This window comes from Yoonia sp. F2084L, assembly GCF_023015625.1.
Taxonomy (GTDB): domain Bacteria; phylum Pseudomonadota; class Alphaproteobacteria; order Rhodobacterales; family Rhodobacteraceae; genus Yoonia.
This window is the reverse complement of record NZ_JALKAH010000006.1, coordinates 143752-157211: the sequence shown is the minus strand read 5'-3', so window position 1 is coordinate 157211 and position 13460 is coordinate 143752. Positions and strand designations below refer to the sequence as shown.

Sequence of the window (13460 nt, the reverse complement as noted above, 5' to 3'; positions counted from 1 at the left end):
CATGGAACTGCTGATCGCATCCGCCATCGGCATCATGACGGCCGCCGGGATATATCTTGTGCTGCGATTGCGCACTTTCCCGGTGATTTTGGGCATCTCGTTGCTGACTTATGCGGTGAACATCTTCTTGTTCACCTCGGGGCGGCTGGTGGTCGGTGCGCCGCCTGTGCTGCGTGATGACATCACGACCTATACCGATCCGCTGCCACAAGCGTTGGTGCTGACGGCTATCGTGATCTCATTCGGGATGACGGCTGTGGTGGTGATGATCGGGCTGGGGGCCTTCCTTGGGTCTGACGACGATCATGTGGATGACCAACCTGACCGATCCGATGACGCGCCGGAGGGCACACCATGACCCATTGGCTGATCGCACCCGTGGTGCTGCCCGCACTGCTGGCGCCCTTCATTGTGCTGGCGGCGCGCTATCACATTGGTATTCAACGTGTGTTTTCCATCGCAGGCGTTCTGACGCTGATCGTCATTTCAGGCGCGCTGGCCTGGAATACCTCTGACGGCACAATCATGCTGTATCAGCTGGGCGATTGGGCGGCACCGTTTGGGATCGTTCTGGTCGGTGACCGGCTATCGACCATGATGGTGCTTCTGACCGTCGTGCTGGCGCTGTTTGTACTGGTCTATGCAATCAGTTCGGGCTGGGACGACCGGGGGCGGCATTTCCATGCGCTGTTCCAGTTTCAGCTTATGGGCATCTTGGGTGCGTTCCTGACCGGCGATCTGTTCAACCTCTTTGTGTTCTTCGAGGTGCTTTTGATCGCATCTTACGGTCTGATGATCCACGCAGGTGGGACCAAACGGCTGCGGGCGGGCGTGCAATACGTGCTGTTCAACCTCATTGGCTCGACCCTGTTTCTTTTTGCGCTTGGCGCGATCTACGCCGAGACGGGCACACTGAACATGGCTGATCTGGCGAACCGCGTGACGCTGATCACGCCTGATGAAACGGTCGGTATTCGTGTCGCCGCCGTGCTGCTTTTGCTGGTCTTTGCGATCAAAGCCGCACTTGTCCCGCTGCATTTCTGGCTCCCCTCCAGCTATGCCGAGGCACCGGCCCCGGTTGCGGCCCTATTCGCGATCATGACCAAGGTTGGTGCCTATGCGATTATCCGGGTCTATACGCTGATCTTCCCGCCTGATCTGGCAGTGACGTCCGGCTTGCATGATGTGTGGCTGTTGCCTGCCGCGCTGATCTCGCTTGCGGTTGGCATGATCGGGGTGCTGGCCGCCAAACAGCTGGACCGGCTGGTGGCGTTTTCGATCATCGGGTCGATGGGTATGGTGCTGGTGTCGATCGCGCTGTTCAGCCCCGTTGGGATCGCGGCCGCACTGTATTACATCGTGCATTCCACCTTGGCCGGGGCGGCCTTGTTCCTGATCACCGATCTGGTGCGATCAGGCCGCAGCAATCTGGAACTGACACCGCAGCCACCGGTATCAGGGGCCACGCTGACGGCGGGGCTGTTCTTTATTGGCGCGATTGCAATGGCAGGCCTGCCGCCGCTGTCCGGGTTTCTGGGCAAACTGCTGGTGCTGGATGCGGCCTACGGCACAGACCTGATGGTCTGGATCTGGGCGATTGTGCTGGGGTCCAGCCTGATCAGCATTGTCGGTTTTGCACGGGCGGGTAGCATTCTGTTCTGGAAAGCAAAGAGCGTGGACGCAACCGAAGCTGCGCCGCCGCCACCTGCAACCATGTCATATGTCGCTGTCGGTGGCTTGATCACAATGCTGGCCGCCCATACGATTTTCGCAGGGCAAGTGCATGGCTATACCACCACCATCGCCGCACAATTGTTCGCGCCAGAGCCCTATATCTCAACCGTGGTGGACACGCCGGGCAAGCTGAGCGACCCGACCGAGAAGGAGGAGGATCACTAGAATGGCACGCGCTTTCAACTGGCTTTTGCCGCACCCTCTTTTGACCTTGATCCTGACAATCGTCTGGATGCTGCTGCAAAACGAACTCTCTGCGGGGATGGTTGTCTTTGGGTTCATCCTTGGGATCATCATCCCATGGAGCACGTCGATCTGGTGGCCGGACACGCCCAAAGGGTTCAGGCCCGGCAAGATGATCGGCTACAGCTTTGTGGTCATCTGGGACATCATCGTCGCAAACATTGAGGTCGCGTGGATCGTGCTGACAGTGCCGACATCCAAGCTGAAACCGGCGTGGATTGTCGTGCCGCTGCAACTGCGTGAACCTGAGGCGATTACGATGCTGGCAGGGACGATCACGCTGACACCGGGCACGGTTTCGGCTGATTTGTCAGATCAGGGGCATAGCCTGCTGGTGCATGTGCTGCACACTGATGACCCCGATGCGGTCCGTGACGACATCAAAACCCGGTACGAGGCCCGCCTGCTGGAGATTTTCTCATGACCCTTGCTTTGCAGTTTCTCAACGTCGCACTGGCGATCACCTTTCTGTCGCTGGCCCTTGGTCAGGTGCTGTCGATGGTCCGGCTGGTTCTGGGGCCGACCTCAGGCGACCGGATCCTTGCGCTGGACACGATGGTGATCAATGCGCTGGGTCTGGTGGTCGTGCTGGGCATTCACCAAGGCGTGCAGATCTATTTTGAAATCGCATTGCTGATTGCCATGCTTGGCTTTGTATCGACCGTGGCGCTGGCACGGTTCATTTTGCGGGGGAACATCATCGAATGACACCTCAGATTATCGGAACCTATTTCGTCTGCCTGTCCTTGATCATTGGATCGGGCTTTGTGCTGGTTGGGGTCATTGGGCTGTTGAAATTCAACGATCCCATGACACGGCTGCATGCCCCCACCAAGGTCGGCACCGTAGGCATCGGCATGTTGCTGATCGCCTCGATTATTCATTCATTTGATATTGGTGAACCATCGACCCATGAATTGCTGATCATGGGGTTTTTGTTCGTCACGGCCCCGATTTCAGCAAACTTCATCGCCAAAGTGAACATCCACCGCCGCGCCTGCGACACACCGCCAGAGCCGCCGCGCGATGACACATGGTCAACGCTGAACGCCCCTGTCGAAGACGGTGACGCGGTCGCGCAGAAGTAGGGGCGCGGCCCGCAATCTATACAAACGATCTGGCTGGATTTAGTCTCATCCTTATTTTCCAAGGCTTGAGGAGCGCAATTATGCGTCGTTTGATTATTCTACTCAGCTTCATTTTCGTGTTGGCTCCGGGGATTGTTGCCGCAAAATCAATTGCTTTGATCATTGGCAATGACACTTACGCCAACCTCGTTGATCTGGACAAAGCCCGGTCGGATGCCGCGGGATATCAATCGCTTTTTCAGTCGCTGGGCTTCGATGTGACCATGCGTACCGATCTAACAAGACCAGACATGAGCTTTGAACTGGCCACCTTTTTTGATCGGATCGCACCCGGCGATACCGTGGCTTTTGTGTTTGCGGGCCACGGCTGGAGCGACGGGAACGATAATTTCCTGATCCCGACTGATATGCGCGCCGCTGGGTCCGAAACACTTTTTGCCCGCGAAAGTTTTTCACTGCGCAATGGTGCCAATGGGATCATAGATGAGATCACAAAGCGCGGTGCGGGCTTAACGCTCGCTATTATCGACGCCTGTCGCGACAATCCGTTTGCGGCAACCCAGGGGACACGATCTGTTGGTCTGGCGCGGGGACTGGCACCGGTTGAAGCACCGACAGGCACATTTGTTGCCTTCTCGGCGGGTGCTGGTCAGACCGCACTTGATAGCCTGTCCAACACTGACCCCGCTACCTATTCCGTTTTCACCCGTCATTTTCTGGCTGAGCTGGCAAAACCACAGGATTTGCAATCGGCCTTCAAGCGCACTCAGCAACTGGTCAATCAGGACGCTGCGGGCGTAGGCCATCCACAAAGGCCTGCTTACTATGATGAAGTTATCGGTGCTGCTTGCCTGTTACCTGATTGCGGTACGGCGCAGGTGGTTGTTCAGCCGCTGCCGCAAAATCGAAATGTCGAAGCGGCGCAGGCCTGGGAGGCATTCAAGAATAGCAATTCGGTTGATGCGCTCAGATTGTTTGCGCAACAGTATTCTGGAACGGCATATGCAGCCTTGGCGAGCGAGCGGATATCGCAGCTTGGAACGCCTGCGGTCCAACCGCAGCCCGCTGAACCCGCGCCGCGTCCGGCGTGGTGTGTAAACGCAAGGACCCAAACAGAGCGGGCTATCTGTGCAAATGATGAACTCGCAACTTTGGATCTGGAGCTGGAGATGTCCTACAAAGCCCGTCGTCAGTCGCTGAGCGCGAATCAACGCGACAGGCTGTTGTCGGAGCAGCGCCGTTGGTTAACTGCGCGCGACACCTGTGGCGCATCGCTTGCCTGCCTTGTGCAATCGTACACCACCCGGCTAAGCGCGCTTGGGAACTAGGGTCAGCACCCATATAGACCATTGCCTGCACAGCGTTTCCCTGTGTGTTGCCATATCTTTGCCGAAGTTCCGAAATAGTTAATAGGCTGTTGACGATTCCCTTCGTGGTTGTTTTACAAGTGCCATAAATCCATACATTGATCGGGTCTGATATGCGTTATTTTCCTGCTATTTCCATAGCTTTTGTTGCCACTTTGTGGACAATCCCCGCGACTGCTGATGTCGCACAAGGTGTTGAGCTACTAAACGCAGGGGATGTGTCTGGCGCCGCGACTGAATTTGCCGCCGCTTACGAAGCAGGCGACGGAGAAGGCGCGTTTTATCTGGGCCGCTTGTTTGAGCTGGGTCTGGGCACCGAGCAGGATGAAATGCGCGCCGCCAACCTTTACTCTGCCGCCGCCGAGGGTGGATCAACAAAGGCGCAGGTCCGTCTGGGGCTGATGTACCACGAAGGCCGCGTCCTGTTGCGCGATTATGTGGAAGGCACCCGGCTGCTGTGTGAAGCCGCCGATGCGGGCGATGCGGATGGCCAGCTGAACTGTGGTCTGGCCTACCGCGCCGGACGCGGTGTGGACGCCGATGACGTGCTGGCCTTGTCATATTGGCAGCGCGCCGCAGACCAAGGCAACATTCTGGCGATGAACGTGCTGGGGCAGACCGCGCTTGAGACTGGCAACATCGAACAGGCCGCAGTGCATCTGAAGCAATCCGCCGATCTGGGCAATGCCGGCGGCATGTATGAATACGCCAAACTGCTGATGATCGGCGCATCGCCTGATCCGGTGACCGCCTATTCCTACGCCAACCTTGCTGTCGTGCGTGGCCTTGCCGACGCTGGCGTGCTGCGCGATGAAATCGAGGCGCAGTTGACGGCTGAACAAGTCGCCGCCGGTCAGGCCTTGGCGCGTGAATGGACCGAAGCGCGCATTCTGGAAGAGAGCGTTGGCGGCGAGAACTGATCGCTGCCGTGGATCATAGCATGAGATATGCCGCCCTTGGCGGGGCGTTCGGGCTCTTGGCCAGTGCCGCACAGGCGCAGGTCAACTGCATCCCGATTGATACGATTGATGTGACGGGCATCACATTGCTCAGCCCTGCTGAGACTGACGCGGCCCTTGCCCCTTTTCGTGGGCAGTGTCTGGATATCGCAGGGATCAATGCGGCCCTTGAAGCGATTACGTTCCTTTACGTGGACAAAGGCTATGTCACCGCGCGCGCCTACCTGCCGGAACAAAACATCGCGGACCGGTCTCTGGATATCACGGTGGTCGAGGGCGAATTATCCGCCGTCACCTTCAATGGCGAGGACCGCCCCCTGTGGGAAGCGATCGTATTCCCCAACCTGATCGGCAAATCCGCCAACCTGCGCGAGATTGAGCAGGGGTTGGAAATCATCCGCTCCATGCCCGCCTATAACGCAACGATGGAAATCGGGGCAGGCGAAGAGGAAGGGCAATCCGTGCTTGAGGTGACGGCAACGGCTGAGCGTCCCTGGACCGCGCGGATTGGTGCCAACAACCAAGGCACCAAAGGCAGCGGTGAATATCTGGGTACGCTTGATCTGACTTATGATCACCTGTTGGGACTGAACGAAAGCTGGTCACTCAGCTATACGCGCGGGACAGAAGAGTTTCCGTTTTCGTCCGACACAGGCGGGGCGGCGACCGAAAACATCGGTGGATCAGTGCGGTTTCCCTATGGGCGTTGGGCGCTGATGGGCAACTACAAATACTCCAGCTATGAAACGGACACTTTGGGGCCGATCACGACGATTGGCACGGACGGCTGGACCCATTCGGCCGATATCGAATTGTCCCGCGTGATGCACCGCAATCAGGACAGCAAAACGATCCTGTCCGGCACGATAGAATACCGCGACAACGTCAACCGGATTGCCGAAATCGAGATCAACGCCTCCAGCCGCACATTAGCCAGCGCACGGCTTGATCTGGAGCATGAGCGCAGCCTCTGGGGCGGCAGCATGACGGCGCGGGTGGGCTATGAACAGGGCATTCCCGCTTTTGGCGCGGAAGAGCCAGATGATACGTTTTCAAGCTCTGATCCCCAGTTTGAACTGGGTGATTTTGAGCTAAGCTATTTCCGCCCGTGGCAGTTGGAGACCAGCCAGATCAGCTATACCGGCGTGCTGCGCGGCCAATACAGTGATGACGCGCTTTACGGGGCCTACACGCTGACCGTCGGTGGCTTGTCTTCGGTGCGCGGTGCCAAGACGCTGGACTTTGACGCGACGGATGCAGGCCTTTTTGCAGGCAACGCTGGGGCTGTTTGGCGCAACGACGTGGCGTGGACGCCTCAGGTTGGCGCGACCAAGCTCTTTGGCAGTTTGCAGACCTATGCTGCTTTGGACGCCGGTGCGGTCCGGGTCGATAACAGTGATCGGGCGCGGCCTTTGGTGGGGTCGGCGGTCGGTCTGCGGACGGTCGGCGGCACTGTTTCGATTGATCTGGGCTATCAAGAAGTGCTGCGCATGCCCAATGACGATGCACCACCCGACGGAATTTTTATTGCTTCTCTTTCAGCCCGATTTTGATGAAGGTTCGTATTATGACACGCAAGATGACAAAATATCTGAATAATGCGGTCTCAGCGCTTTGTATCGCACTGATCAGCGCCCAGCCGATCATGGCCCAGTCGATTGTCGCCGATGGCAGCGGCCCGCAAGTGATCGCGGCACCCAACGGCACACCGATGGTGATGATCAACACGCCCGGTGCCAACGGTCTGTCACATAACACCTATACCGAATTCGGGGTTGGCCCGGGGGGTGCGATCCTTAACAACGTCGACACCAACTATGCCGATACCGCCCTTGCCGGTGTGGTGCAGGGCAACAGCAATCTTCAAAATGGTGCGGCCAGTATCATCCTCAATGAGGTGACATCGAACAATCCATCCGCGCTGAATGGCTTTCTTGAGGTTGCAGGCCAGCAGGCCGATGTCATCGTCGCCAACCCCAATGGGATCACCTGCAACGGCTGCGGGTTTATCAGCACCAACCGGGCAACGCTGACGACCGGCAGCCCGACGATCAACGGTGGCACACTCACTGGGTTTTCGGTTGATAACGGTGCAATCCAGATCGGCAGAGCCGGGCTTGATGCTTCTGATACCACAACCTTTGATCTGATTTCGCGCCAGATCACCGTCGCTGGCGCTGTGACAGGTCAGCGTATCCGGGTGATCGCAGGGCGGAATGACGTGCTCTATGCGACTGGTGAGCCAACGCCAAAAACAGATGCTGGGCCAGCCATGTCCGGCTTGGCGATTGATTCCACCGCCTTTGGCGGTATGTTTGCCAATTCCATCACGATTACCTCGACCGAGGAAGGGGTGGGCGTTCGCGCGCCGGATGATATGGCGGCGAATGCCGGTGGTATGACAATCACCGCAGACGGGCGCTTGGTGATGAACAACGCCACCGCCAGCCAGAATGTGACTGTGCGCAGCAACGACCGGGTTGAAATCCAAGGCGATGTGGTTGCGCAAACCGTCAACGTCACCAGCGCCGAAGATCTGGTGCTGGCCGCCAACGCCAACTTGGTTGCCGAAAGTACTGCCATCCTGACGACAGGTGGTGATCTGAATGTGGGCAACGGTGCCGAGATCGCAGCGACTCGCTTTGACTTTGATGTCGCCGGTGCGTTTCGTGTCGGACGCGATGCGGATGTGGTTGCCGTTCAGGACGTCAACATCGACGTGGAAAGCCTGCACAACTTTGGCACGCTGGCCTCGACCGATGGCGGTCTGCTGGTCACCACCAGCCTTGATCTGACCAATGAAGGCCTGATGTTTGGCGATACAAACGTCACGCTGCGCAGCGACGCTGCAATCTTCAACAATGGCGGCAGCATCATCGCCAATGGCAGCGTTGCGATCCGGGGTGACACCAATGCTTTGGCGACCGCGTTCACCAATCAGTTTGGCGGTGTGGTTGAAACGATCACAGGCGATATCAGCATTGCGGCGGTCACCTTTGGCAACTTGCGCGAAGCGCCGCTGGTCGATGGAGCCCTAACGCAGGAAACAGGAAGTGACGCCGTTCAGGAATGCACCGGCGACACTTGCTTTGATCCAATCACAGTTGCGGGCCAGATCACCGAACGGGGCGAAGCGGCCAGGATTATCTCAGCGCGTGATATCAACCTGACCGGCAGCGCTGTCAGGAATGAATACAGCCTGATATCGGCGGGTCGCAATATTAACATCAATGTAAATCTACTCGATAACGTAGGGCTGAACGCCTATCGACCAAGCGGCGAGTTTGTTGGCGCTGTTTTTGGAACGATTGAAGCACGCGGCAACATCAATGGTAACGTATCGGGCTATATCAACAACGGGGCCTACAGAGACAACACTGTTGTTATCACAGGGCCTACGAATACCGATCTTACGGATGTGGATGTGGATTCGATCGGTAACCCTGACCTGCTGGTAGTCAATGTGGACCCCGACGCAGAGTTTCTGGTCGAAACGCGGCCTGAATTTGTCGACCTCGATGCATTCCTGTCGTCCGATTACTTCCTTGAGATCATCGAATATGACCCAGAGCTAAAACGCTTTGGCGATGCCTATGCCGAAGCCTTGTTCATCCGCAAGCAACTACAGGAATTGCTGGGACAGTTGGTGCTGATCACAGGGATCAACGAACGCGCCCAAATTCAGGCGATGTATGACAATGCGATCAACGCGCTGGAAAACCTTGACCTGACACCTGGCGTGGCGTTGACCCCCGACCAGATCGGCGCGCTGACAAGCGACATCATTTGGCTGGAAGAAACCGTTGTTGATGGACAAAGGGTGCTGGCACCGAAGGTCTATCTCGCCAATCCCGAAATCCGTTTTGCGGGTCTGAGTGGCGCGATGATCACCGGGCAGAATGTCAATTTCAACACAGGCAATTTTGACAATGCGGGCAACATCCGGGCCACCGAGACGATCAGCATCGCGGTCAGCGATACGTTCCGATCGACCGGCGGCACGATCTCGGCAGAAAACATCGCCGTCGTCGGCAATAACATCGAAATCGTGACAGACGCACGGACGGTGGTGACCGAACAAGGCATCCGTCTGGTCCGGTTGCCGCAATTCCGTGGCGCAAGCTGGACCGACCGCCAAGACCGCGCATTGCAAACGGCAACCTTTGCCGCAGGCAGCACCATTGTGTTGACAGCTCGTGACGCGATCACCACTGCCGGAGCGCAGATCAGCGCAGGCGACAACATCACGCTGCTGGCTGGTGGCGACATCACCATTGGCGCTTTGGCGCTGTCCTCAGAAACGGGCAAGACCAGTGGATCGAACCGCAACCGGATCGAACGGTTTGACCACCTGACCACAAGTCTAAGTGCAGGTGGCGACATTACCATTTTGTCTTCGGGCAATGTGCCGGGGCAAAACGATATCGTGCTGGAAGGCGCGAATGTCACAGCAGGCGGCAATGTCGGCCTGATCGCACAAGATGGGGACCTGATCCTCGCGTCGGTCGCCGATGTGTATTTCCGCGATTACGCCCGCAAAAAGGGTGGATTCTTCCGCAAGAAAATCCGGCGCGAGCAGACACTGAACATCACAAATCGCACAACCGCGATCACCGGGGCATCCATCACGGGTGTAGCCAATAACAATATCCTCGTGGAAGGCAGCCGGTTTACGATACCGGGTGTTGCAAACAGTGATCTTGCACCGGGGCAATTGTCGCTTGTGTCCGTCAATGGCGGCTCTGCGTTTACGGCACCCACCGATGTGCGGGCCAGTTCCAGCTACAAAAGCACACGCCTTCTGGGCGGGTTGATCACGAACTCACGCGATAAACGCTCCTTGATCACCGACAGCGTTGGCACGGTTGCGAACACGGCAGGCGACATCGCCATCAACTCTGGCGCTGACCTGACACTGACGGCCGTTGATTTCAACGCAGGCGGAGAGTTCGTGACCAAGGTCACCGGAACCACGTATTTGCTTGCGGCGATTGACATCGAATACCACAGCCTGACTGAGCACAAAGACAACGGCGTCATCATGACCGACATTCGGTCCGAAGATCTGACCGAAAACGTGACCTTCAACGCGATTGAGGCCGCAGGCGGGGTCAACTTCGACGTCAACTCCCGGATCATACTGGCAGGCGTGCGCAATCCGCTGATCGACAGCATTCAGGCCGGTGGCTGGACGGCTGAGAGCGAAGACAGCGGGCGGATGAATATCGCTGACGCCTATCTGGGCACGGATGAAGAGCCCGTGACAGAAGAAGAGACTGCCAGCGACGATCCGCATTGGCGGGAAGGCGGCGAATGGTCGGAAGAAGGTGAATTCCTTGTCCGGCAGGTCGCACTGCCAACAGGCGCGGATGGGGCGGAATACGCCTATCTGAGCGGCGTTCTGGGCCGCGACAGCACAATCAACGACCCGATTGAGCTGGTCAGCTACAGCTTCTACGAAAAGAAGCAAGCACTCAGCCCCGCGTTCAAAGCGCTGCTGACGATTGTGGTCACGCAGGGGCTTGCCGGGGTCGGCGGGCTTGCCGGGCAACTGGGGATGACCACACAGGCGACAGCCACGGCAGCCGCAACTGTCACAAACACAGGTCTGGCCGTGAACGCCGCCGCCGCGAGCGCAATCGTCGGCACGCTTGATGGTGCGGTCGCGGGCGACATTGATGTGGGCGACATCCTTGGCGAAGCAGCCTTCGCAGGGGTCAGCGCCGGGCTGACGGCAAGTGTGAACCTCAAGACGCTTGGTGGTGACTGGTCCGGCATGAGCTGGGCCACGGAAAGCGTAGGCTTTGGCGAAGGGCTCACCTTCGCCGCCCTGGTCGAGAACGGGATCGACGCGACACTGACGGCAGGGCTGACAGTGGCGGTTTACGAAGACGCCGACTTCCTCGACAGCTTCACCGGCAGCATGCGGAGCAGTTCCATCACTATGGTGATGGCGGATTTCCAAACGGGGATTGGCGCGAATTTCGCACGAGGCAGCGCGGAGAATGTCCTAAGTCACGCCGCTCTGGGTTGTGTGGTGGCGGAAGCAACTGGTGCCAACTGCGAAGCCGGCGTCGTTGGGGCGTTGACAGAGCAACTCTATCTCGAATTTGTTGCGGGCGATGCGCCAACTCCTGGAACGCTTGAATACCAAGCATGGAAAGAAGGTCACACCAGAGACCTGACGCTTGTCAGTGCTACGGTTGGCTGGGTCTTGTCCAGCGGCAAGGCGGAAAACGTCAATGCGACGCAAGAATATGCAACATCAGCGTTCCAGAACAACTATCTGACAACAGAGCAGCGGGCACAGGCGGACAAGCTGATCGCGGCGCAAGACGCATTTGAAGACTTCGTACATTTTTGCCGTATCCTACAAGGGGCCAATTGTACGGCCTCTGACGAGTTGAAGAACCTTCTTGATGATGCGGGGATGCTCGATCTCATATCGCAGCAAGGCAGCGTTTCTCCAAAGGAAAGGCAGGATGTCACAACTGCTTTAGATGGTGCGCTCGGCATACTTCAACAAATATCGCTACAGAACACCCGCGCTATGATGGCGGCGTGTTCCGGTGCCACGCTGAGTACTGACTGTAGCCGTATGATCAATGACGCCGATCAGTTCTTGGATTGGCACAATGCCAGCTGGTTCGATGGCACTGAAAAGGTCACTGTCGGCTCGGAAACACTCAGCCGTGACCTTGAGTGGGGCAGAAACCTTGACGCGTTAATTGTCGAAGAAATGCGTGCCGTCCAAGAAGGCACAAAGACGGTCGCAGAAGCCCATGCTGCTATTTCGGCACGTGCTGCGCGGTTCGATGGAGGCATGAACGTTGGCATGGGGGCATTGGCCGCTGGGGGTGTCGCTGTGACCTGCTATTTCTCGGCGGGCACACTTTGCGTTGTGGCTGTTGGTGCCGGCACCGTGGGATCAGCAGATGAATTGGCGGACGGTGCGGCCACGCTTTACACCGGTCAGGCAATCGAAAACCCGTATGAGGCACTTGGGGAAGCCGCTGGTTTGTCTGAGTCACAAGCACGCGAGGTGGAAAGCTGGCTGGACGTCGGCGCGATGCTTGTCGAAGTGGGTGCAGGTGGTATTGCGATCGTCAAGGGCGGCAAGGTTGTTGGCACAATTGACAACTTAAGTGGTGCATCTCCGACTGTAAGAGTTTTGGATGACACTCCAATAGTGGTTCGGCAAACGCACCCAGATCACCCACTTACGGCTGACGCGCTGATACGAAACGGTGATCGCGTGCTTGATGCTCAAGGAAATGTCCCGACTTGCGGTCAACACAGTTGTGCTATGTTGACATCAACAACAGGCGAGAACTTAGATCCTGCAGCTTTGATACGGCAAACTGGTGAACGGGGAACAACTCGTGATGATCTAGCTGCGCTTCTAGGTCAAAATGGTGTGAAGGCTGTTGGAGGCAACGTAGGCGCAGGTCGCGTTGACTTGATTGAAACATTGACACAAAATGGCAAACCAGTGATCGTCAGGATAACTGGTGATAACGGCTTCTCTCACTGGGTTGTTGTGGATGGTGTCACTGTCCGTCAAGGGCAAAGAGTAGTAGCTATTCGCGATCCACATGGGCAACAATACTTCAGTCCAGAGGCAACATTTCAGCAGAATTTCAGCGGTGACGTAGTGAGAACCAGACAATGATCGAGATTAGAGCCGACTTTCCTGAGGAACTTAATTGTATCGAGGCTCTTAAGCAAAAAGATATACCTTGCCGATTTTGGATCGGCGAAGGCACCCTAAAGCTATACTTTTCAAACCCATTGTTTAATGCGATTGCTAGCGCGTCGAGCTGGGATCAGCAGAAAATTGATGCAATTGCACCAGCTTATGGAGGGTCAAATTTTTCTCACGATAATTACGCGACAGTAACACTGTCGCCTATTGACAAGGGTGTCTTTGGTATCTTGTCACTTTCGCTTTTTTACCCTGTCCGTGGCTGGATAAGCGTGATTTCGGATGGCCAGTATTTATGTACTCAAGACGAAGATTTTTGGCTTGATTGACCTGTTCTCAAATAAGTGCTTGGTCATTATATTTA

10 protein-coding genes are annotated in these 13460 nt (G+C 56.8%); all 10 read left to right on the top strand.

What is annotated here, in order from left to right:
- Nucleotide 1: 1 nt before the first annotated feature.
- The 10 genes from MWU60_RS17870 (at nt 2) to MWU60_RS17825 (ending at nt 13425) form a co-directional block, all read left to right on the top strand.
- Nucleotides 2-358, top strand: a complete 357-nt coding sequence (locus tag MWU60_RS17870; protein ID WP_247228757.1) for a Na+/H+ antiporter subunit C — start codon at nt 2-4, stop codon at nt 356-358.
- Complete coding sequence (locus MWU60_RS17865) at nt 355-1899, top strand: monovalent cation/H+ antiporter subunit D (RefSeq protein ID WP_247228756.1); 1545 nt, start codon at nt 355-357, stop codon at nt 1897-1899. The genes MWU60_RS17870 and MWU60_RS17865 overlap by 4 nt, the downstream gene beginning before the upstream one ends.
- Nucleotide 1900: 1 nt before the next feature.
- Complete coding sequence (locus tag MWU60_RS17860) at nt 1901-2401, top strand: Na+/H+ antiporter subunit E (protein ID WP_247228755.1); 501 nt, start codon at nt 1901-1903, stop codon at nt 2399-2401.
- Nucleotides 2398-2685: a K+/H+ antiporter subunit F gene (locus tag MWU60_RS17855; RefSeq protein ID WP_247228754.1), complete on the top strand. Its 288-nt coding sequence runs from the start codon at nt 2398-2400 to the stop codon at nt 2683-2685. Before MWU60_RS17860 ends, MWU60_RS17855 begins: the two co-directional genes overlap by 4 nt.
- The gene (gene mnhG, locus MWU60_RS17850; protein WP_247228753.1) at nt 2682-3065 is read left to right on the top strand and encodes a monovalent cation/H(+) antiporter subunit G; all 384 of its coding nucleotides are present in this window, start codon (nt 2682-2684) and stop codon (nt 3063-3065) included. Before MWU60_RS17855 ends, mnhG begins: the two co-directional genes overlap by 4 nt.
- 80 nt (nt 3066-3145) lie before the next feature.
- Nucleotides 3146-4393: a caspase family protein gene (locus MWU60_RS17845; RefSeq protein WP_247228752.1), complete on the top strand. Its 1248-nt coding sequence runs from the start codon at nt 3146-3148 to the stop codon at nt 4391-4393.
- 152 nt (nt 4394-4545) lie between these two features.
- Complete coding sequence (locus tag MWU60_RS17840) at nt 4546-5352, top strand: tetratricopeptide repeat protein (protein WP_247228751.1); 807 nt, start codon at nt 4546-4548, stop codon at nt 5350-5352.
- 20 nt (nt 5353-5372) lie between these two features.
- The gene (locus MWU60_RS17835; RefSeq protein ID WP_247228750.1) at nt 5373-6944 is read left to right on the top strand and encodes a ShlB/FhaC/HecB family hemolysin secretion/activation protein; all 1572 of its coding nucleotides are present in this window, start codon (nt 5373-5375) and stop codon (nt 6942-6944) included.
- A 14-nt stretch (nt 6945-6958) separates the two neighbouring features.
- The gene (locus MWU60_RS17830) at nt 6959-13063 is read left to right on the top strand and encodes a filamentous hemagglutinin N-terminal domain-containing protein (RefSeq protein ID WP_247228749.1); all 6105 of its coding nucleotides are present in this window, start codon (nt 6959-6961) and stop codon (nt 13061-13063) included.
- A complete protein-coding gene (locus tag MWU60_RS17825; protein WP_247228748.1) occupies nt 13060-13425 on the top strand; it encodes a hypothetical protein in 366 nt (121 codons plus the stop codon). The genes MWU60_RS17830 and MWU60_RS17825 overlap by 4 nt, the downstream gene beginning before the upstream one ends.
- Nucleotides 13426-13460: the final 35 nt, after the last annotated feature.